The sequence below is a fragment of the Gordonia sp. NPDC003424 genome (assembly GCF_053588655.1).
Map to the genome: position 1 here is coordinate 1 of NZ_JBSFQJ010000003.1, position 19,233 is coordinate 19,233.

General features: G+C 68.4%; 16 protein-coding genes and 1 rRNA gene. All 17 read right to left on the reverse strand.

Annotated elements, in window-relative coordinates; translation table 11 throughout:
- Positions 1-89, reverse strand: a 16S ribosomal RNA gene (locus tag ACWDTI_RS05105); the annotation flags it as partial.
- Positions 90-552: 463 nt separating this feature from the next.
- Positions 553-1,848 (reverse strand): tyrosine--tRNA ligase, encoded by a 1,296-nt coding sequence (tyrS, locus tag ACWDTI_RS05110; protein WP_449736969.1) that lies wholly within the window; start codon positions 1,846-1,848, stop codon positions 553-555.
- Positions 1,845-2,081, reverse strand: a complete 237-nt coding sequence (locus ACWDTI_RS05115; RefSeq protein ID WP_449736970.1) for a Trm112 family protein — start codon at positions 2,079-2,081, stop codon at positions 1,845-1,847. Before ACWDTI_RS05115 ends, tyrS begins: the two co-directional genes overlap by 4 nt.
- An 87-nt stretch (positions 2,082-2,168) precedes the next feature.
- Positions 2,169-5,174: an AMP-binding protein gene (locus tag ACWDTI_RS05120; RefSeq protein WP_449736971.1), complete on the reverse strand. Its 3,006-nt coding sequence runs from the start codon at positions 5,172-5,174 to the stop codon at positions 2,169-2,171.
- Between the two features lie 104 nt (positions 5,175-5,278).
- Complete coding sequence (argH, locus tag ACWDTI_RS05125) at positions 5,279-6,697, reverse strand: argininosuccinate lyase (protein WP_449736972.1); 1,419 nt, start codon at positions 6,695-6,697, stop codon at positions 5,279-5,281.
- Positions 6,694-7,893: an argininosuccinate synthase gene (locus tag ACWDTI_RS05130; RefSeq protein ID WP_449736973.1), complete on the reverse strand. Its 1,200-nt coding sequence runs from the start codon at positions 7,891-7,893 to the stop codon at positions 6,694-6,696. Before ACWDTI_RS05130 ends, argH begins: the two co-directional genes overlap by 4 nt.
- A gap of 84 nt (positions 7,894-7,977) precedes the next feature.
- Complete coding sequence (locus tag ACWDTI_RS05135; protein WP_449736974.1) at positions 7,978-8,484, reverse strand: arginine repressor; 507 nt, start codon at positions 8,482-8,484, stop codon at positions 7,978-7,980.
- Positions 8,481-9,404, reverse strand: coding sequence for an ornithine carbamoyltransferase (gene argF, locus ACWDTI_RS05140; RefSeq protein WP_449736975.1), 924 nt, complete (start codon positions 9,402-9,404; stop codon positions 8,481-8,483). The genes ACWDTI_RS05135 and argF overlap by 4 nt, the downstream gene beginning before the upstream one ends.
- The gene (locus ACWDTI_RS05145) at positions 9,401-10,591 is read right to left on the reverse strand and encodes an acetylornithine transaminase (protein WP_449736976.1); all 1,191 of its coding nucleotides are present in this window, start codon (positions 10,589-10,591) and stop codon (positions 9,401-9,403) included. Before ACWDTI_RS05145 ends, argF begins: the two co-directional genes overlap by 4 nt.
- A 15-nt stretch (positions 10,592-10,606) precedes the next feature.
- Complete coding sequence (gene argB, locus ACWDTI_RS05150) at positions 10,607-11,533, reverse strand: acetylglutamate kinase (protein ID WP_449736977.1); 927 nt, start codon at positions 11,531-11,533, stop codon at positions 10,607-10,609.
- Positions 11,530-12,804, reverse strand: a complete 1,275-nt coding sequence (argJ, locus tag ACWDTI_RS05155) for a bifunctional glutamate N-acetyltransferase/amino-acid acetyltransferase ArgJ (RefSeq protein ID WP_449736978.1) — start codon at positions 12,802-12,804, stop codon at positions 11,530-11,532. The genes argB and argJ overlap by 4 nt, the downstream gene beginning before the upstream one ends.
- Positions 12,801-13,838 (reverse strand): N-acetyl-gamma-glutamyl-phosphate reductase, encoded by a 1,038-nt coding sequence (argC, locus tag ACWDTI_RS05160; protein ID WP_449736979.1) that lies wholly within the window; start codon positions 13,836-13,838, stop codon positions 12,801-12,803. The genes argJ and argC overlap by 4 nt, the downstream gene beginning before the upstream one ends.
- Before the next feature lie 58 nt (positions 13,839-13,896).
- Entirely contained in the window at positions 13,897-16,383 is a 2,487-nt protein-coding gene (gene pheT, locus ACWDTI_RS05165) for a phenylalanine--tRNA ligase subunit beta (protein WP_449736980.1), read from the reverse strand.
- A gap of 57 nt (positions 16,384-16,440) precedes the next feature.
- Positions 16,441-17,508 carry a phenylalanine--tRNA ligase subunit alpha gene (pheS, locus tag ACWDTI_RS05170; RefSeq protein ID WP_449736981.1) on the reverse strand — a complete coding sequence of 356 codons (1,068 nt, stop codon included), beginning with the start codon at positions 17,506-17,508 and terminating at the stop codon, positions 16,441-16,443.
- Between the two features lie 250 nt (positions 17,509-17,758).
- Positions 17,759-18,556, reverse strand: a complete 798-nt coding sequence (locus tag ACWDTI_RS05175) for a TrmH family RNA methyltransferase (protein WP_449736982.1) — start codon at positions 18,554-18,556, stop codon at positions 17,759-17,761.
- A 29-nt stretch (positions 18,557-18,585) separates the two neighbouring features.
- The gene (gene rplT, locus ACWDTI_RS05180; protein WP_005178731.1) at positions 18,586-18,966 is read right to left on the reverse strand and encodes a 50S ribosomal protein L20; all 381 of its coding nucleotides are present in this window, start codon (positions 18,964-18,966) and stop codon (positions 18,586-18,588) included.
- A gap of 35 nt (positions 18,967-19,001) precedes the next feature.
- Positions 19,002-19,196, reverse strand: a complete 195-nt coding sequence (gene rpmI, locus ACWDTI_RS05185) for a 50S ribosomal protein L35 (protein ID WP_449736983.1) — start codon at positions 19,194-19,196, stop codon at positions 19,002-19,004.
- Positions 19,197-19,233: the final 37 nt, after the last annotated feature.

The following is a 19,233-nucleotide window of genomic DNA, read 5'->3' on the forward strand; positions in this document are numbered from 1 at the left end:
GCACCCCCGAAGGGGCCTTTCCGTTCGACTTGCATGTGTTAAGCACGCCGCCAGCGTTCGTCCTGAGCCAGGATCAAACTCTCCATGAAAACTTACTGAAACTTTGAAGTTTCAACACAATCAGGAAAGCAAAACCTGACAAAAAAACAATCCAAAAAACTGGCAAAAAACTCGAGACACCAACCGCTTGGGCCGGCGTCTCTAAACTCAATGCCATATAAATATGGCACCAAACAATCCACCAATACACTATCGAGTTCTCAAAGAACACACACCCACCGATACCTCCTCAATTAAGAGGCGTTCATCAGCAAGCTGTTCTGTAGAAGTTGTTGCGACCTTGTCCGGCGCAACTCTTCCAGGCTACCAGACCCGATTCCCGTTCGCAACTCGCGTTGTTTCTCGTGATTCGGATGTGGTGACCGCAGTCCCGCTCGAGACTCAAGGTCTCAGGCAGTTCGCTTCACCCTGGTTCCTGTCGGCCCCCGGGCTTGCTCTCTGCGGTGCGACGATTAAGTTACACAGGCGCGAACAACGCGTCAAATCGCCTGGTCAGAGCGCTACTTCGGCTCCCGCAAAGCTCTTCTTGCCGCGGCGCACCACCAGCCATCGGCCGTGCAGCAGGTCGGCGTCCGCCGGCTGCCATTCCGGATCGCTGATTTTCATGTTGTTGACGTACGCGCCGCCGTCGCCGATCGCCCGACGTGCGGCCTTGTTGCTCTCCGACAGACCGGTGTCGACAAGGAGCTGCACCATCGTCGGTCGCGCCTCCGTGTAGTGCGCCACCGTCGTCTCGCCGACGGCCGCGGCCAGCGTCTGCTCGTCGAGGCCGGCTAGCTCGGCACGACCGAAGAGGGCCTGGCTGGCGAGTTCGGCAGCGGCGGTGTGGTCGGCGCCGTGGATGAGCGTGGTCATCTCGGCTGCCAGCCGCTTCTGCGCAACCCGCAGGTGCGGGGTCTCCTCGGTGGCCCGCTCGAGTTCGGCGATCTCGTCGCGCCCGAGGAAGGTGAACCACCGCAGGTAGCGCACGACGTCGGCGTCGGCGGTGTTCACGAAGTACTGGTACCAGGCGTACGGGCTGGTCAGGGTGGGATCGAGCCAGAGGCTTCCGCCACCGGTGGACTTGCCGAACTTCTTGCCGTCCGACGATGTCACCAGCGGAACGGTCATCGCGTGCAGTGTCGTGCCGTCCACGCGTCGTGCCAGGTCGACGCCGCCGACGATGTTGCCCCACTGATCCGAGCCACCGATCTGCAGCACGCAGCCATAGCGGCGATTGAGCTGCACGAAGTCGTTGGACTGCAGCAGCAGATAGCTGAACTCGGTGTAGCTGATGCCGTCGGACTCGAGACGTCGTCGAACGGTCTCTCGCGCCAGCATCACGTTCACCGAGAAGTGTTTGCCGATGTCGCGCAGGAATTCGATGGCCGAGAGGCCACGCGTCCACTCCATGTTGTCGACCATCACGGCACCGTTGGCCGAGTCGTCGATGGTGACGAACCGTCGGAGCTGGTCGATGATGCCGTCGGCCCACTCGGCGACGGTGTCCACCGAGTTCATCGTCCGCTCACCGACCTCGCGCGGGTCCCCGATCAGCCCGGTGGCACCGCCGGCGAGCACGACCGGCCGGTGCCCGGCCAGCTGGAACCGGCGCAAGGTCAGCAGCGGGACGAGGTGTCCGGCATGCAGGCTCGAGGCGGTCGGATCGAAGCCGGCGTAGAGGGTGATCGGCCCGCGACCGAGCTCGGCGCGGAGTTCGTCGAGGTCGGTGGACTGGGCGATGAGCCCGCGCCACTCGAGTTCGGCGAGGATGTCGGTGCCCGCGGTATCAGACGTCTCGGTGCTCACGATCCGATCTTGTCATCCCCGGTTCCGCCGGTGAGCTTCGCATGCTCGGCGTCGTCGACGGATCGGGCCTCGTCGGCGAGCATGACCGGGATGCCGTCCTCGTCGATGCGGTAGGCAACCCGCAGACGCGGGTTGTAGAGCTCGTCGCCCGCGTCGAGCAACGGTCCGTGATCCTGCGGGCAGACCAGCCGCTCCCGGGTGATCGGATCGATGGCTTCGGCCCGTGATGTCACGTCGTCTCCTTGTCGCGCTGCGGCCCGGTGGCCCCACCGGTGTCTGTTGCCACAGTAGTGCTCAGGCCGGGTATCGCTCAGGCCGGCTCAACCATTCGACAGCCTGGGCGGAATCTCGGAGCCCACATCCCAATTCACTTCTGCCGCAGCTGTTCTCGTAAACCGTCGGTAACGCCCGTCGGCATCGAGGAACCACACCCGGGGCCCGGGCCGCGGCAGACCGCGCCGTTTGAGGGGTCCCACCAGCGGCCGGCAGGAGTCGGAGACCGGGATCTCGTCGACGACCCAGACGAGATTCGGCCGAAGCTCGGCCGGTAGCAGACCGAGTCCGATGCGTAGCGCCGACACGGTCAGCGATTCGGCGCGGCCGCCGGTACTGCGGACGGTGACCGCGGCGACCGCGACCTGATGGCCGGGCTCGCCGACGGCGTATGCGACCACCTGGTCGATGCCCTTGACCTGCGACAACGCGTACTCGATCGGAGCTGTGTACACCGGACCGGCCGCGCTGCGGACCACGGTGTCGAGGGATCCGAAGAACCAGAGGTCACCCACATGGTCACGTCGGAACAGGTGGCGCGTCACCTCCCACCGGTCGTGGGGCGCGAAGACGTCGCGCAGCACCGTGGCCGGCGTCTCCGACCGATGCCGGGCCTTGGTCAGCAGGATTCCGACCTCGTCGACGCCGACCTTGCGGACGAATCCCGACTCGTCGACGATCAGGCGATCGTTGTCGATGTCGTAGCCGGCGACCTCCACGGCGTTTGTCTCCGGTAGCGACCGGCCCATCGAACCGATCCGGTCGCCGGCGACGTTGGCGAGAATGGCCGACCCGTCGGCGGTCGCGAAGAACTCGAGCACCCGCGCTCGCGGGAAGGCCTCCTGGACCTCTTTCCAGAGTCCGGCCGGCATCCCGGAGCCCATGAACAACCGGATCGGGTTGTACTGACTGATGCTGAAGGCCTCGTCACGGACCACCTCGCGCATCATCGTCCAGGTGTAGGAGACGACGGTGACGCCGTACCGGTGCACCTCGGTGGCGAAGGTGGCCGCGTCGATCCGATCGGACAAGGCGATCCGGGAACGGCCGACAACGGTGGCACCCAAGGTCGTGAGCAGGCCCGATGCGTGATGCAGCGGGGGCAGGCAGTAAACGGTGTCGCGGCTGGTGAGGCCGGCGGCCGATGCGGCACCGAACGCCGACATCGCGAATCGGTGATTGGTGATCGGCCACGGCGCCAGGTTGGTGCCGGAGACCGTGAACAGGATGAACGCGAGGTCACCCGCCAGTCCTGGATCGCGGCGATACCACGACGGGAACTCAACCGCGTCGGGGTCGATCTGTTCCATGTCGACGACGGAGGCGCCGTCGGCCGAGTCGATGGCCCGGGACTGCCCGCTACCACCGCCGAGCACCAGCACCCGGTCGGAGTGTTTGGCCGCGACATCGAGATGCGTGGGATCGGCGATCACCACCGACGCGTCGGACAGCCGCAGCATCTCGGCGATGTCGCCGTCGGGACCCATCAGTACGCCGACTGCGCCGAGCCGCGACAACGCAGCAACGGCCACCAGCGCGCTGGGGCGCGTGTCCATGATGACACCGACGTGTACGCCGGGGCGGATTCCGCACTCGATGAGTCCGGCGACGACGTTGTCGATACGCGTGTTCACCTGTGCGTGCGTCAGGACGCGGTTCTCGAACAGGAACAATTCGCTGTTCGGCGCGCGTTTGCTGTTCTCCGACATCAGCTTGCCCAGCGACACGCGTGTACCGGACTGCATCTGGCCGAGCCGGAACAGCCGCGGGACCGTCCGGAACGATTCCTGGGCGACCGCCCGCGACGTGAGTTGCAGGGAGTTCGCGGCGCCGAGGATCTCGCGCGAGACCCCGGCTCCGGCGTCGGCGACCGAGCCGAGGCCATGGGTGATGCGCGAGGACAGACTCACCCCGGTGCCGTTCGGGGCGTGCGCCTCCTGCATCTTCTCGATGCCGGCGGGACGATCGCCACGTCCTTCCTGCCACAGCACCCATTCGGCGGTGGTGGGCCAGGTCTGCGCACCCGACGTGCTCCCGACGACGAGCCCGAAGTGACCCACCGGCACGCGGGATTCGTAGGTGTCGGCCGAAGGCGCGGCGCGCATGATGCCGCGCACCGCCACAGGCTGTCCGATGTCGTCGGCCTCACCGATGAAAGCCAGTACGGGACAAGTGATCTCGGCGAGCGAGACGAGGTCGCCGTTGATCACGAAGCCGCCCGACATCATGCGGTTGTGTACGACGAACTGGCGCAGCAGTTCGGCGACGGCTGGCCCGGACCACGCGACCCAGCCTTCCGCCTCGATGAACCGGCGCTGGTCCTCCCGCGGGAGCAGGGCGTCGCGGTCGTGCAGTTTGCGCAGGAAGTCGATACGGCTGCGGGCGGTCTTGACCGGGTCGACGAGTTGGAAACCCGCCCGCGCCATCCACCCGGGCACCCAGAGACGGTTGAACACCTTGTCGGCGAGCAGTTCGGCGCTCGGCACCACCAGGCCTGCGGGGAGACCGAGGGGCAGCGCGGCGAGAACGTCGACGGGGCTGCCGAAGGTGACCAGGCTGGCGATGCCCTTCGAGTGCCGGTAGGCCGCGGTCTGGTAGGCGAACATGCCGCCTTGGGAGTAGCCGCCGAGGTGGACGTCCCTGCCGGTCTGCTCGATGATCAGGTCGATCGCCCGGCTGATGGCGACGACGTGATCGGCCAGATCCCGTTCCATGCCGCCCTCTTCGGTATCCGGGGATCCGAAGTCGATGACCCAGGGCGTGATGCCGTGCCGGTGCAGCGCCGACACGGCGCCGTTGTGTTCGGTCACGTCGTAGACGTTCGCCGACACCATCATCGGCGGGACGAGGACGATTTGTGGGCCGTCGACGGGGCTGTCCGGGAAATACCGCCGCAAACGGAACATCTTCTCGTTCTCGACGATGGTGAACGCCGCGGGTTTGGTACCGGTGTCGAAGCCGCCGAACCGCAGGACCTCGAGCCCGTTCTGCGCGGTCGCGACTACTCGCTCGACCGCTCCGCCGATATCGGGCAGGCCTGGGAGACCGACCATGACGTGCTGAACCCTCCGCTCGATCCGATTGGCACTTCGCCCCCCCGCGATGGAGACACTGTACCGATTCCACGCCCGCCGGAGCGGTGGAGTGGGTCACATGTTCATGACCAGTGTGCCCGGCGCTGCGTGACCTCCTCGCGGAGTACCTCCAGCTGACGCTCGACCTGGACCGAGGCGGTACCACCATGGGCGTTGCGCGACTCGATCGATCCGCGCACGCTGAGCACCTCCCGCACCTCGGGGGTGAGGTTCGGGTTGATCCGGGCCAGGGTCTCGTCGTCGAGGTCGGCCAGACCGATCCCCCGCTCCTCGGCCGCACGCACGCTCGCGCCGGCCACCTCGTGCGCGACACGGAACGGAACCCCCTGCCGGACAAGCCATTCGGCGATGTCGGTGGCGAGGGTGAAGCCGGCCGGGGCGAGTTCGGCCATCCGGTCCTCGTGGAACTCGAGGGTGCCGACGAGTCCGGTCACCGCCGGCAGCAGCATCTCGAGTTGCGCCACCGAGTCGAAGACGGGTTCCTTGTCCTCCTGCAGGTCACGGTTGTAGGCCAGCGGTTGCGCCTTGAGGGTGGCCAGCAGTCCGGTGAGGTTGCCGATGAGCCGCCCGGATTTGCCTCGCGCCAATTCGGCCACGTCGGGGTTCTTCTTCTGCGGCATGATCGAGCTGCCCGTCGACCACGCGTCGGCCAGTGTGACGTACCCGAACTCCGGGGTGCTCCAGAGGATGATCTCCTCGGACAGGCGTGACAGATCGACGCCGATCATCGCCAGCACGAAGGCACCCTCGGCGGCGAAGTCGCGCGCGGAGGTCGCATCGATCGAGTTCTCGGCGGGCCGATCGAAACCGAGGTCGGCGGCGATCGCGGCCGGATCGAGGCCGAGCGAGGACCCGGCCAGCGCGCCGGAACCGTACGGCGACACCGCGGTTCGGCGATCCGCGTCAGCGAGCCGATCGATGTCGCGGATCAGCGGCTGCGCATGGGCGAGCAGGTGGTGGGCCAGCAGGACGGGCTGGGCCGCCTGCAGATGGGTCTTGCCCGGCATCACCGCGTCGGGGTGGGCCTGCGCCTGGGCGATCAGGGCGTCGACGACGTCGAGCACCCCGGCCGCCACCCGTCGCATGGCGGCGCGCAACCACATCCGGAACAAGGTCGCGACCTGGTCGTTGCGCGAGCGCCCGGCACGCAGCCGGCCGCCGAGCTCGGGGCCGACACGCTCGATCAGGCCGCGTTCGAGTGCCCCGTGCACGTCCTCGTCGGTCTCGGCCGGGCCGAACGACCCGTCGGCGACGTCGGCGGCCAGGCGGGCCAGTCCGTCGAGCATCGCGGTGAGGTCGTCGTCGGTGAGCAGGCCGGCGCGGTTGAGGACCCGCGCGTGCGCCATCGACGCCTCGATGTCGTAGGGCGCGAGTACCCAGTCGAAGTGGGTGGACTTGCTCAGCGCCGCCATGGCGGCGGCCGGGCCGCTGGCGAACCGGCCGCCCCACAGGGAGCCTTCGTTGGTGCCTTGTGAGGTCACAGGTCGAGATCTCGCTTCGCCGCGATCTTGGACGACAGGCCGTGCAGTTCGACGAATCCACGGGCCATCGACTGGTCGAAGCTGTCTCCCTCGTCGTAGGTGGCGAGATTGAAGTCGTAGAGCGATTCGGCACTGCGCCGGCCGTTGACGGAGATGTGGCCGCCGTGCAGCACGAGCCGGATGTCGCCGCTGACGTGCTCCTGGGTGGAGGCGACGAAGGCGTCGAGGGACCGCTTGAGCGGGGAGAACCAGAGGCCGTCGTAGACCTGCTCGGCCCACGTCTGGTCGGTGTGCCGTTTGAAGCGGCCCAGTTCGCGCTCGAGGGTCACGTGCTCGAGTTCTTCGTGCGCGGCGATCAGCACCATGGCGCCCGGGGCCTCGTACACCTCGCGGCTCTTGATACCCACGAGCCGGTCCTCGACCACGTCGAGCCGGCCGACGCCCTGTGCGCCCGCGCGGCGGTTGAGTTCCTGGATCGCTTCGAGCACGCTGACCGGGCGTCCGTCGATGGCGATCGGGCGGCCCTTGTCGAAGGAGATGATCACCTCGTCGGGCGAGTTCCAGTTGATCGTCGGGTCCTCGGTGTAGGAGTAGACGTCCTTGGTCGGCGCGTTCCACAGATCCTCGAGGAAGCCGGTCTCCACCGCGCGGCCCCACACGTTCTGGTCGATGGAGAACGGCGACTTCTTGGTCACGTTGATCGGGATGTCGTTCTCCTCGGCGAACGCGATGGCCTTCTCCCGGGTCCAGGCGTAGTCGCGGACCGGCGCGATCACCTCGAGATCGGGTGCGAGAGAGGCGAATCCGACCTCGAAGCGCACCTGGTCGTTACCCTTGCCGGTGCAGCCGTGGGCGACGACGGTACCGCCGTGGTCGCGGGCCGCGGTCACCAGGTGCTTGGCGATCAGCGGTCGCGACAGCGCCGACACCAGCGGGTAGCGGTCCATGTAGAGCGCGTTCGAGGTGATGGCCGGGAGGCAGTACTCGTCGGCGAACTCGTCGCGGGCGTCGACGACGACGGACTCCACGGCGCCGCACTCGAGGGCGCGCTGGCGCACCACATCCATGTCCTCGCCGCCCTGGCCGAGGTCGAGCGCCACGGCGACGACCTCCTTGCCGGTCTCCTTGCCTATCCAGCTGATCGCGACCGAGGTGTCGAGTCCGCCCGAGTACGCGAGTACGACGCGTTCCGCCATGTCTGTTCTTCTCCTGTGTGTTGCCGGCCGCGCAGGCCGGACTTGTGACGATTGTGTCGTGTTGAGTGGGGTTTGGGGCCGCGTTTACACGAGGCCCTCGATTCGTCGGGAGAGCTCGGCGCCGTCGGCGGGCTCGCGTGCGACGACGAAGATGGTGTCGTCGCCGGCGATGGTGCCGACCACATCCGGCAGGTTGGCCCGATCGATCGCGCTGGCGAGGTAGTGCGCCGCGCCGGGTGGGGTGCGCAGCACCGCCAGGTTGCCGCTGCTGTCCGAGGAGACCAGCAGCTCCGACAGCAACCGGGCGAGGCGGTCGGTGCCGCCGAACACGCCGCGCACCGGGGACCCGTCTTCCGGCACGACGTAGACGCCGGCACCGCCGTCGGCCGCCCGCAGCTTGACCGCCCCGAGTTCGTCGAGGTCCCTCGACAGCGTGGCCTGGGTCGCGTCGATCCCCTGGGCGGCCAGCAGGTGCTGCAACTCCGATTGACTGCGCACCTGATGGGCCGAGAGCAGTTCGATGATGCGGGCGTGGCGGCCGGCCTTGGTGGCGGCCAGCCGGGTTTCCGGGTGTTCGGGCGAGGTGGTCATGGCTGCCTCAGGAGCCAGACGAGCAGGGCCTTCTGCGCATGGAGTCGGTTCTCGGCCTCCTGGATGACCACGCTGGCCGGACCGTCGATGACCGAATCGGTGATCTCCTCGTTGCGATGTGCCGGAAGGCAGTGCAGCACAATTGCTTCCGGATCGGCCAGGGCAAGGAGTGCGTCATTGATCTGGTAGGGCCGGAACGGGGCGTGGCGATCCTTGCCGTCGCTCTCCTGCCCCATCGACACCCACGTGTCGGTGACCAGGACGTCGGCGTTCGTCGCCGCCGCGACCGGGTCCGACACGATGCGCAGCGAGCCGGCGGTGAGTTCCGCGCGTTTCTCGGCTGCCGCCACGACTGCCGGTTCGGGTTCGAAACCGCTTGGCGCACTGATGGTGACGTGCATGCCGGCGGTGACACCACCGAGCGCCAGGGAGTGCGCCATGTTGTTCGCCCCGTCACCGAGGTAGGTCAGGGACAACCCCGTGGTGCGTCCCTTGCGTTCGATGATCGTCTGCAGATCGGCGAGCACCTGGCAGGGATGGAAGGAATCGGACAGTGCATTGACGATAGGGATCGTCGCGGTCGACGCCATGGCCTCGAGCCGCTCCTGCCCGTAGGTGCGCCACACGACGGCGTCGACGAAGCGCGAGAGCACACGGCCGGTGTCCTCGATGGTCTCGTCACGGCCGAGTTGCGTGTGGACACCGTCGACCACGACGGCGTGCCCGCCCATCTGCGCGATGCCCATCTCGAAGGAAAACCGTGTGCGGGTGGAGTTCTTGTCGAAGATGACCCCGACGCCGCGGGGCCCCTCGAGCGGCCGATGCATGAACGGGGCGGACTTGACCTCGGCGGCCAGCGCCAGGACCTCGGCCTGCTCGTCGGGCGTGAGGTCGTCGTCGCGCAGGAAGTGGCGGGTCATGCGTCGGCCTCCTGGGTGGCGATTGCGGTGTCGAGGATGCCGGGCAGTGCGCTGACGAATCCGCCGGCCTGTTCCTCGGTGAGGATCAGCGGTGGCGCCAGACGCACCACGTCCGGTGCCGGTGCGTTGATCAGGAATCCCGAATCACGTGCCGCGGCTTCGGCTTTGGCCGCGATCGGACTGTTGAGCACGATACCGAGCAACAGCCCCGAGCCGCGGACGTGGGAGATCTGTGGATGATTCAGGTCCTCGATACCGGTGGTGATCGACTTGCCCAGCGCGGCAACGTGATCGACGAGGCCGTCGTCGTCGATGACGCGCAGGACGGCGAGTGCCGCCGCGGCGCAGGTCGGGTTGCCGCCGAAGGTGGTGCCGTGCTGGCCGGGCAGGAACAGGTCGGCGGCCGGGCCGGTCGCGATGCAGGCCCCGATCGGCAGTCCGCCGGCCAGCCCTTTGGCCAAGGTCATCACGTCGGGTACCACCCCGGCCTGCTGATGCGCGAAAAATGTTCCGGTGCGGGCGATCCCGGTCTGCACCTCGTCGAAGATCAGGAGCGCGCCGCGGTCGGCGGTGATCCGGCGGGCGGCGGCGAGGTATCCCTCGGGTGGCACCACGACGCCGCTCTCGCCGAGGATGGGTTCGAGGATGACGGCGGCGGTGTTCTCGGTGACCGCCTTCTCGAGCGCCTCGGCGTCGCCGTAGGGCACGAAGGTCACCCCCGGCGGCATCGGTTCGAACGGTTCACGTTTGGCCGGCTGACCGGTCATCGCGAGCGATCCCATGGTGCGTCCGTGGAATGCACGCTCGGCGGCGATGATCTCGGGCCGGCCGGTGCGGCGGGCCAGCTTGAAGGCGGCTTCGTTGGCCTCGGCGCCGGAGTTGCAGAAGAACACCCGGCCCGGATGTCCGAACTTGTCGAGGAGATTCTCCGCGAGTTCGACGCCGGGTGGGCTGATGTACAGGTTGGAGACGTGCCCGAGGGTCTGGAGTTGGGTGGACACGGCCTCGACGATCGCCGGATGCGCGTGGCCGAGCGCGTTGACGGCGATGCCGCCGAGCAGGTCGAGGTACTGCTTGCCGTCGGCGTCGGTGACCATCGCACCGTTGCCCTCGACGAGAGCGAGGGCCGGCGTGCCGTAGTTGTTCATCATGGCGGCCGACCACCGTTGCTGTAATGGCTGAGTCATGCTGTGACACTTTCTTCAGTCGTGGACGACGGTGGTACCGGTCGAGGCGCTGGTCAAGAGTTGGGCGAGCACGGAGTGCGGGATGCGGCCGTCGATCACGTCGGCCTGTGCGACGCCGCCGGTGACCGCGCGCAGGCAGGCCTCCATCTTGGGGACCATGCCGGCGTCGAGTGAACCGAGCAGGTCGGTCAACTCGGTGGTGCCGATCCGCGGCACCAGTGAGGTCTTGTCGGGCCAGTCGGTGTAGAGACCTTCGACGTCGGTGAGCATGACGAGTCGGGTGGCGCCGAGCGCTTCGGCCAGCGCCCCGGCGGCGGTGTCGGCATTGATGTTGTGCACCACGCCATCTCGATCGGGTGCGATCGTGGAGACGACGGGGATGCGGCCGGCACCGACGAGGTCGAGGACCGCGGACGTGTTGACCGACGTGATGTCGCCGACGAGGCCGATGTCGGTGGCGACGCCGTCGACGAGCACGGTGCGCCGCGTCGCGGTGAACAGATGGGCGTCCTCGCCGGTGATGCCGACCGCATACGGTCCGTGGACATTGATCAGTCCGACGAGTTCGCGGCCGACCTGACCGAAGAGCACCATGCGCGCGACGTCCATCACCTCGGGGGTGGTGACGCGGAAACCGCCGCGGAACTCCCCCTGCAGGCCAAGCTTTTTCAGCATCGCCGAGATCTGCGGGCCGCCGCCGTGCACGACGACCGGGCGGATGCCGCACGCTCGCAGGAACACCATGTCCGCGGCGAATGCGCGTTTGAGGTCGTCGTCGACCATCGCGTTGCCGCCGTACTTGACGACGATCGTCGCACCGTGCAGCGCCTGCAGCGCGGGCAGGGATTCCGCGAGGACGGCTGCCTTCTCCAGTGCGCCAAGCGCTTCGTCTCCCCCGCTGATTGAGTTGTCTTCCCCGCTGATTGAGCTTGTCGAAATCATGACGAGTACGCCGAGTTCTCTTCGACATACGCGTGCGAGAGATCCGTGGTGCGGATGCTCGCCGACGCGTCACCCAGGCCGAGGTCGATGTCGACGGCGATGTCGGCCCCGGACAGGTCCACGTCGCGGGCACCGGGTGCTCCGCATCCGTCGACGCAGACCGGGCTTCCGTTGAACGAGACGGAGATCCGATCGGGGTCGACGGTCACCGGGGCGATCCCGACGGCGGCGAGCACGCGTCCCCAGTTGGGATCGGAACCGAACAGTGCGGTCTTGACCAGCGAGTCACGCGCCACCACCCGCGCCACGGTCACCGCGTCGTCCTCGGTGCGGGCGCCGGAGACGGTGATCACCACGCGCTTGGTCACACCTTCGGCGTCGGCCATGAGCTGCGCGGCGAGGTCGTCGCACACCGCGAAGACGGCGGCGTCGAGGTCGGCCTGTTCGACCGGGATCTGGCTCGCACCCGAACTCAGCAGGAGCACGGTGTCGTTGGTGGAACTCGATCCGTCGACGTCGAGCCGGTCGAACGTGGTGGCGGTGGCCTTTCGCAGCGCCGCGTCTAGTTGCTCGGCGCTCGCCCGCGCGTCGGTGGTGAGCACGACGAGCATGGTGGCCAGCGACGGCGCCAGCATGCCGGCGCCCTTGGCCATCCCGCCGACGTTCCAGCCCTGGGGATGGTGCAGCGCAGCCTGTTTCGGCACGGTGTCGGTGGTCATGATCGCGTACGCAGCGTCGGTGCCGCCGGAGAGGCCACCGCCCATCTCGTGCACGATCTCGGTCACACCGGCGAGCAGGACATCCATCGGCAGCCGGTCACCGATCAGCCCGGTGGAGCAGACCGCCACCTCGACGGCGCCGGTCTCGGTGCCCCAGTTACTGAGCTCGTCGGCGACCTTCTCCGCGGTGGCGTGGGTGTCCTGGAAACCGCCCGGCCCGGTGCATGCATTGGCGCCGCCGGAGTTGAGGATCACCGCGCGCAGCCGCCCGGTGGTGAGCACCTGCTGAGTCCACAGCACCGGGGCCGCCTTGACCTGATTGCGGGTGAACACGCCGGCGGCGGAGTAGTCGGGGCCCTCGTTGAACACCAGCGCGAGGTCCTCCTTGCCGGAGGCCTTGATGCCCGCCGCGATACCGGCCGCCCGGAAGCCGAGCGGTGCGGTGACACCCTGTTCCCGGAGGAGGCGGGGCGCGTCGAGCGGGGCGCCCGGGGTGATCCGGTCGTCGCCCGCCGAGTCCTGCGAAGTCGTCGGATCCTGTGACCTCGTCACGGTGCCACCCCCACGGTGCTCAGTCCTTCCGCCTCGTCCCAGCCGAGGGCCAGGTTCATCGATTGCACGGCGGCTCCGCCGGTGCCCTTGGTGAGATTGTCGATCGCCCCGACCGCGACCATGGTGCCGGCCCGCTCGTCGACGGTGACGGCGATCTGCACGGCGTTGCTGCCCATCACCGAGCCGGTGGTCGGCAACGTTCCCTCGGGTAGCAGATGCACGAAAGTCTCATCGCCGTAAGCCTTTTCATAGGCGGCACGGATCTCGGCGGATGTCGCGGTGGTGCGGGCGGTACAGGTGGCGAGGATGCCGCGCGACATCGGCGCCAGCACTGGGGTGAACGACACGGCCACCGGCGCGCCCGCCGCTGCCGACAGCGCCTGGGAGATCTCCGGGGTGTGCCGGTGGACGCCGCCGACACCGTACGCGCGGGCCGATCCGATGACCTCGGATGCCAGCAGGTCGACCTTGGGCGCCCGCCCGGCACCCGACGTGCCGCTGACCGCGACCACGGTCACGTGCGGCTCGATGAGTCCGGCGGCCATGGCCGGCCGCAGCGACAGGATCGAGACGGTCGGATAGCAGCCGGGCACCGCGATCCGGCTGGCGTCACGCAGGACGTCGCGGTTTCCCGGCAGTTCGGGCAGGCCGTACGGCCAGGTGCCGGCGTGTTCGCTGCCGTAGTAGTCGACCCAGTCCCGGGCATCCTGCAGCCGGTGGTCGGCGCCGCAGTCGATGATGAGCGTGGCCGGCGGCAGGGCGTCGGCGATCGCGCCCGACGTGCCGTGCGGCAGACCGAGGAAGACCACGTCGTGGCCGGCAAGGGTCTCCGGGGTGGTGTCGTCGAGGACCCGGTCCGCCAGCGGCAGCAGGTGCGGATGCAGGGAGCCGAGTGTGCTGCCCGCATTGCCGCCGGCGGTCAACGCGCCGATCTCGAGCTCGCCCGATCGCAGGCGTGGGTGGCCGCACAGGAGTCGCAGAATCTCTCCACCCGCGTAGCCGCTCGCGCCGGCCACCGCCACTCTGATCGTCATGCAATCATTATGCATGGCGATGCAAATAGATTCATCGGCCGGGTGACCGTCCGGCCCGTCAGCGCAGCCGCGCTCCGGTGACCGCGCCGGCCTGCGCCACCGCAGCCATCTTCGCCTCGTTGGCCTCGTCCTCGGTCAACGTCCGATCACCGGCCCGGAACCGCAGGGCGAACGTGAGCGATTTGCTCCCCTCGCCGACCTGCGCGCCGGTGAACACGTCGAAGAGCTCGATCGACTCGAGAAGGTCTCCGGCTCCCGCACGCAGCGCCGCGGCGACGTCGGCAGCGGGCACCGACTCGGCGACCACCACCGCGACGTCCTGCAGCACCGCGGGGAACACCGACACACGCGGCGCCGGAAGATGCTCGGTCAACGGCAGCGCGTCGATCTCGATTTCCACCGCGCACAGACGCTTCGGCAGCCCCGCCCGCTCGAGCACCGCCGGGTGCAACTCGCCCGCATAGCCGACGGTCACCCCGTCGACCGTGACCTCGGCGCAGCGACCCGGATGCCACGGCCGATGCTCGGCTGCGCTGAGCGTGACCTCCACACCGGCCGCACGACCGATGCTGCGGGCCGCCTCGAACGCGTCGAGATGGTCGGCGGCGCGGCCCGGGCCCCAGGGGCCGGCCGGGTCGTAGAGACCGGTGAGCACCACCGCGACATGCAGCGGTTGCCGCGGCAGCGACGCGTCGAGCGCGGCGATCTCCTCGGCGGTGGGCCGCCGGGTGACGTCGAGGGCGCCCATCGCGGTGACGTTGTCGCCCGCGAACTCCACCTGTCCGATGGTGTACAGCGACAGATCCCGTTGTCCGCGAGCGATATTGCGTGACGCCATCTCGAAGAGCCCGGGCAGCAACGTGGTGTTGAGTTCGGGGCGGTCGGCGTCGAGCGGGTTGAGGACCTTCACCGTGCGGCGCCGTGGGTCGTCGGACGGCAGGTCCCACTGGTCGAAGACCCCGGCCGGCATGAACGGGTACGGCAGTACCTCGACGAATCCGTCGAGCGCCAGCGTCCGGCCGATGCTGCGGCGACGACGCTGGGCGGCGGTCAGTCCGGTGCCCGCGGGCGCGCTGGGCACGACGGCGGGGATGCCCTCGAGACCTTCGAGGCGCAGGACCTCTTCGACGAGATCGGCGCGCTGCTGGAGGTCGGGTCGCCACGACGGCGGTGTCACGGCCAGCGGGTCGGTGCCGCTCACCGCGCAGCCGACCTCTGCGAGCCGGGCCGCGGTGGTGCCGGCGGGATAGCCGATGCCCGCGGTGCGGTCGGGTTCGTCGGCGGCGATCTCGATGACCGGGGTCGGCGGAGTGACGACGCGGGCCTCGCTGAGTGGCGACGCGATGGTGCCGCCGGCGATCTCCACGATCAGCTGCGCCGCGCGATCCGACGCGACGGCGGTGATCTCGGGGTCGACGATCCGCTCGAATCGCTTGCTCGCCTCCGACGTCAACCGGTGGCGTTTCCCGGTGCGGAAGACGCGGACCTGGTTGAACGTCGCGGACTCGAGCAAGACCGTGGTGGTGTCGTCACCGACCTCGGTCGCGCCGCCGCCCATGACACCGGCGAGTGCGATCGGGCCGCTGTCGTCGGCGATCACGACGTCCTCGGGGTCGAGGATTCGGTCGGCGCCGTCGAGGGTGGTGAGCTTCTCCCCCGATTTCGCCGAGCGCACGACGACGGTGCCCGACAGTTTGTCGGCGTCGAAGGCGTGCAGCGGTTGGCCGAGTTCGATCATGACGTAGTTGGTGATGTCGACGATCGCCGAGATCGGACGGATACCGGCCACCATGAGGCGCTTCTGCATCCACCAGGGTGACACCGCGGCGGCATCCACCCCGGTGATCACGCGGGCGGTGTACCGGGTGGCCTGCGAGTCGTCGTCGATCGCGACCGGCCACGGATCGCCTGTTGCCGCCTCGGCGGGCTCGGTGGGCACGGCGGTCGCCAGGCCCGGGTCGACGAACGGTACCCCGAAGCTGCCGGCCAGCTCCCGCCCGAGACCGCGCACGGAGAAGGCGTATCCGCGGTCGGGGGTGACGTTGACGTCGATGGCGGCGTCGTCGAGGCCCAGGGCGTCGCGGGCGTCGGCACCGGGTTCGGCGGTCCCGGGCGCGAGCACGAGGATGCCGCTGTGGTCGTGGCCGATGCCGAGTTCGGACACCGAGCAGATCATGCCGTCGGAGACGCGGCCGTAGGTCTTGCGAGACGCGATCTCGAACGGGCCGGGCAGCACGACCCCGGGCAGCGCGGCGACGATGAGGTCGCCCTCAGCGAAGTTCCGTGCGCCGCACACGATCCCGCGCGGTTCCGCCTCACCGACGTCGACCGTGCAGAACCGGATCGGCTTCTTGAACTCGGTGAGTTCCTCGATGGTGGCGACCCGCCCGATGACGAGCGGCCCGGTGATCGTGGGGAACGGTTCGATGTCCTCGATCTCGAAGCCGACCCGGACGAATCCCGCGTCGATCTCCTCAGTGGTCGCCGACCACTGCGGATCTCCACCGCGGAGCACCTCGGTGTACCAGGACTGTGGGGCACGCACGTCAACCAACTACTTTCATCGGATCGGGTTCGCGGGGCTTGGGAGTGGTTCCTGCGGTCAGACCGCCGGGCCGAAGGGCAGCGTGAATCGGATGTCGCCCTCGACCATGTCGCGCATGTCGGAGATGTCGTTACGGAACATGAGGGTGCGCTCGAGACCCATGCCGAACGCGAAGCCCGAGTACTCGTCGGGGTCGATTCCGCTGGCGCGCAACACATTCGGGTTCACCATGCCGCAGCCGCCCCATTCCACCCAGCCGGGTCCGCCCTTCTTGCCGGGGAACCAGACGTCGACCTCGGCGGACGGTTCGGTGAAGGGGAAGTAGCTCGCGCGCATGCGGGTGGTGGTCTCGGGACCGAAGAGCGCGCGGGCGAACACCTCCAGCGTGCCGCGCAGATTGGCCAGGGTCAGGCCCTTGTCGACGGCAATACCCTCGATCTGGTGGAACACCGGGGTGTGGGTGGCGTCGAGTTCGTCGGTGCGGAAGGTGCGGCCCGGGCAGGCGACGTAGATCGGCAGATCGCGCGACAGCATCGAGCGCACCTGGACCGGCGAGGTGTGGGTGCGCAGCACCTGCCGCGAGCCCTCGGGTGCGATATAGAAGGTGTCCTGCATGGAGCGCGCCGGGTGGTCGGGCAGGAAGTTGAGCGCGTCGAAGTTGTGGTGCTCGGTCTCGACCTCGGGACCCTCGGCGATCTCCCAGCCCATGCCGACGAAGACGTCGGCGACCTGCTCGGCGATCACCGTGATGGGATGCCGGGCGCCGATGCGACGACGACCGCTCGGCAGGGTGACGTCGACGGCCTCGGCGACCAGCACGGCCGCATCCCGCTCGGCGTGCAATGTCGTGGTGCGTAGTTCGAGGGCGGCGCTGACCCGACCCCGGACCTCGTTGACGAGCTTGCCCGCGGCCGAACGCTGATCCTTCGGCAGGCTCCCGAGCGCGCGGCGTGCCAGCGCGACCGCTGAGCGGTCACCGAGGTGGGCGGTCTTGGCGACGGCGAGCGCGTCGAGGTCGGGGGCTGCGTCGAAGGCCGCGATGGCAGCCGCGGCGGCGGCGTCGAGTTCCGATGGTTCGGGGAACGTGGGCGGCGTCGCGGGGGCGTCATCGGCTGAGTTGGCCATCCTCGGCGGTCTCCTCGGTCAGGTCGGCGGTCAATCCAGCCGCACGGACACGGTGGACACTCGACGTATCAGGGTAGTCGACCTGCCTGACGTGCCCGATTGCGCCTCGGTTGGGCGCCGTGCGGCATGCATCGCAACCCCTGAGGGGTCCTCGCGTGCACTGTGCACGCGCGACCCGGCCACGCGTGTGGCCGGTGTCAGGTCGATTGCGTCAACCGGCGATTCCGCGAGAGCTCCTCGGATGGTCGAGCTACCCGGGCCGCTGCGCCAACGCACTCTGATACAGACAAATCGAAGCTGCCGCACCAAGATTCAGACTCTCCGCGCGCCCGTGGATGGGGATCGACACACGATGGTCGGCAGCGGCGAGGACATCGCCGGACAGGCCGTGGGCCTCGTTGCCGAACAGCCAGGCAGTCGGCCGGGCCAGGAGGTCGCCCGCGGCGTCCAGCGTGACCTCGCCGTCGGCGGCGGTGGCCAGGACCGTGACGCCGGCAGATCTCAGGGCGCCGAGTCCATCGTCGATCGAGCGTTCCCGAACGAGTGGGAGGTGGAAAACACTGCCGGCACTCGAGCGCACACATTTCCCGTTGTGCGGGTCCACCGAATCACCCAGCAGTAGAACGGCATCGGCGCCCATGGCATCGGCGGTGCGGATGAGGGTCCCGGCGTTTCCGGGTTCCCGCGGTTCGACGGCGACGGCGAGCAGACGCGGACCTGCCGCCAGCACCGCGTCCAACGAGGCGTCCAACAGCGAACAGATCGCGAAAATCCCCGGCGCCGTGGTGGTTTCGGAGAGCTTGTCGGCGGCGCGATCCGACAGCCCGACGAGGTCGACCCCTGCGCTGACCGCACGGCCGACCACATCGGCATGCCGTTCGGCATCCGACTCGCGCACCAGCACGACCTGCGCATGATCCGTGTCGAGCGCGGCGACAACCGAATTGGCACCTTCGACGAGAAAGCGCCCCTCGGCACGGCGCACCGATGCCCGATGCAGCTTCGCATACGACACGACCCGCGAGGAACGTTCGGTCAGAACGTCCACCGCGGGTCGTCTCGCAGGTCGGGTCGTCGTCAGGCCGCGGGGGCGTTGACGTCGGCCGGCAGAGCCTTGCGGGCCACCTCGACCAGGCCGGTGAAGGCCTCGGGGTCGGTGACGGCGATGTCGGCGAGCACCTTGCGGTCCACCTCGACACCAGCGGCCTTGAGGCCCTGGATGAAGCGGTTGTAGGTGATGTCGTTGGCGCGGGCCGCGGCGTTGATACGCGCGATCCACAGCTTGCGGAACTCACCCTTGCGGGCGCGACGGTCCCGGTAGGCGTAGGTCATCGAGTGGAGCTGCTGCTCCTTGGCCTTGCGGTACAGACGCGAACGCTGTCCGCGGTACCCCTTGGAGGCCTCCAGCGTCGAACGACGCTTCTTCTGGGCGTTGACAGCCCTTTTCACGCGTGCCATGTTTCAGTCCTTCTTCGTCAGATGTCGGGTGCTCGTCAGCGGTTGAGCAGTCGCTTGATGCGCGGGGCGTCGTTCTCGCTGACCACGGTGACGCCGTCGAGACGACGGGTCCGGCGCGACGACTTGTGCTCCAACAGGTGGCGGCGGTTGGCCTTCTGGCGAACGATCTTGCCGCTGCCGGTCACCTTGAATCGCTTCGCGGTGCCCTTGTGGGTCTTGCTCTTCGGCATGTTTTTCCTTCATTCGAGCGAGCGTGACCCACCCGCC

What these genes read in the sequence shown, in the direction of transcription:
- ACWDTI_RS05120 (WP_449736971.1), bottom strand. Translation starts at nt 5,174, where the DNA reads ATGGTCGGTCTCCCAGGCCTGCCCGATATCGGCGGAGCGGTCGAGCGA.
- ACWDTI_RS05130 (WP_449736973.1), bottom strand. Translation starts at nt 7,893, where the DNA reads ATGGCGGAACGCGTCGTACTCGCGTACTCGGGCGGACTCGACACCTCG.
- ACWDTI_RS05135 (WP_449736974.1), bottom strand. Translation starts at nt 8,484, where the DNA reads ATGACCACCTCGCCCGAACACCCGGAAACCCGGCTGGCCGCCACCAAG.
- argF (WP_449736975.1), bottom strand. Translation starts at nt 9,404, where the DNA reads ATGACCCGCCACTTCCTGCGCGACGACGACCTCACGCCCGACGAGCAG.
- ACWDTI_RS05145 (WP_449736976.1), bottom strand. Translation starts at nt 10,591, where the DNA reads ATGACTCAGCCATTACAGCAACGGTGGTCGGCCGCCATGATGAACAAC.
- argB (WP_449736977.1), bottom strand. Translation starts at nt 11,533, where the DNA reads ATGATTTCGACAAGCTCAATCAGCGGGGAAGACAACTCAATCAGCGGG.
- argC (WP_449736979.1), bottom strand. Translation starts at nt 13,838, where the DNA reads ATGACGATCAGAGTGGCGGTGGCCGGCGCGAGCGGCTACGCGGGTGGA.
- pheS (WP_449736981.1), bottom strand. Translation starts at nt 17,508, where the DNA reads ATGGCCAACTCAGCCGATGACGCCCCCGCGACGCCGCCCACGTTCCCC.
- rplT (WP_005178731.1), bottom strand. Translation starts at nt 18,966, where the DNA reads ATGGCACGCGTGAAAAGGGCTGTCAACGCCCAGAAGAAGCGTCGTTCG.
- rpmI (WP_449736983.1), bottom strand. Translation starts at nt 19,196, where the DNA reads ATGCCGAAGAGCAAGACCCACAAGGGCACCGCGAAGCGATTCAAGGTG.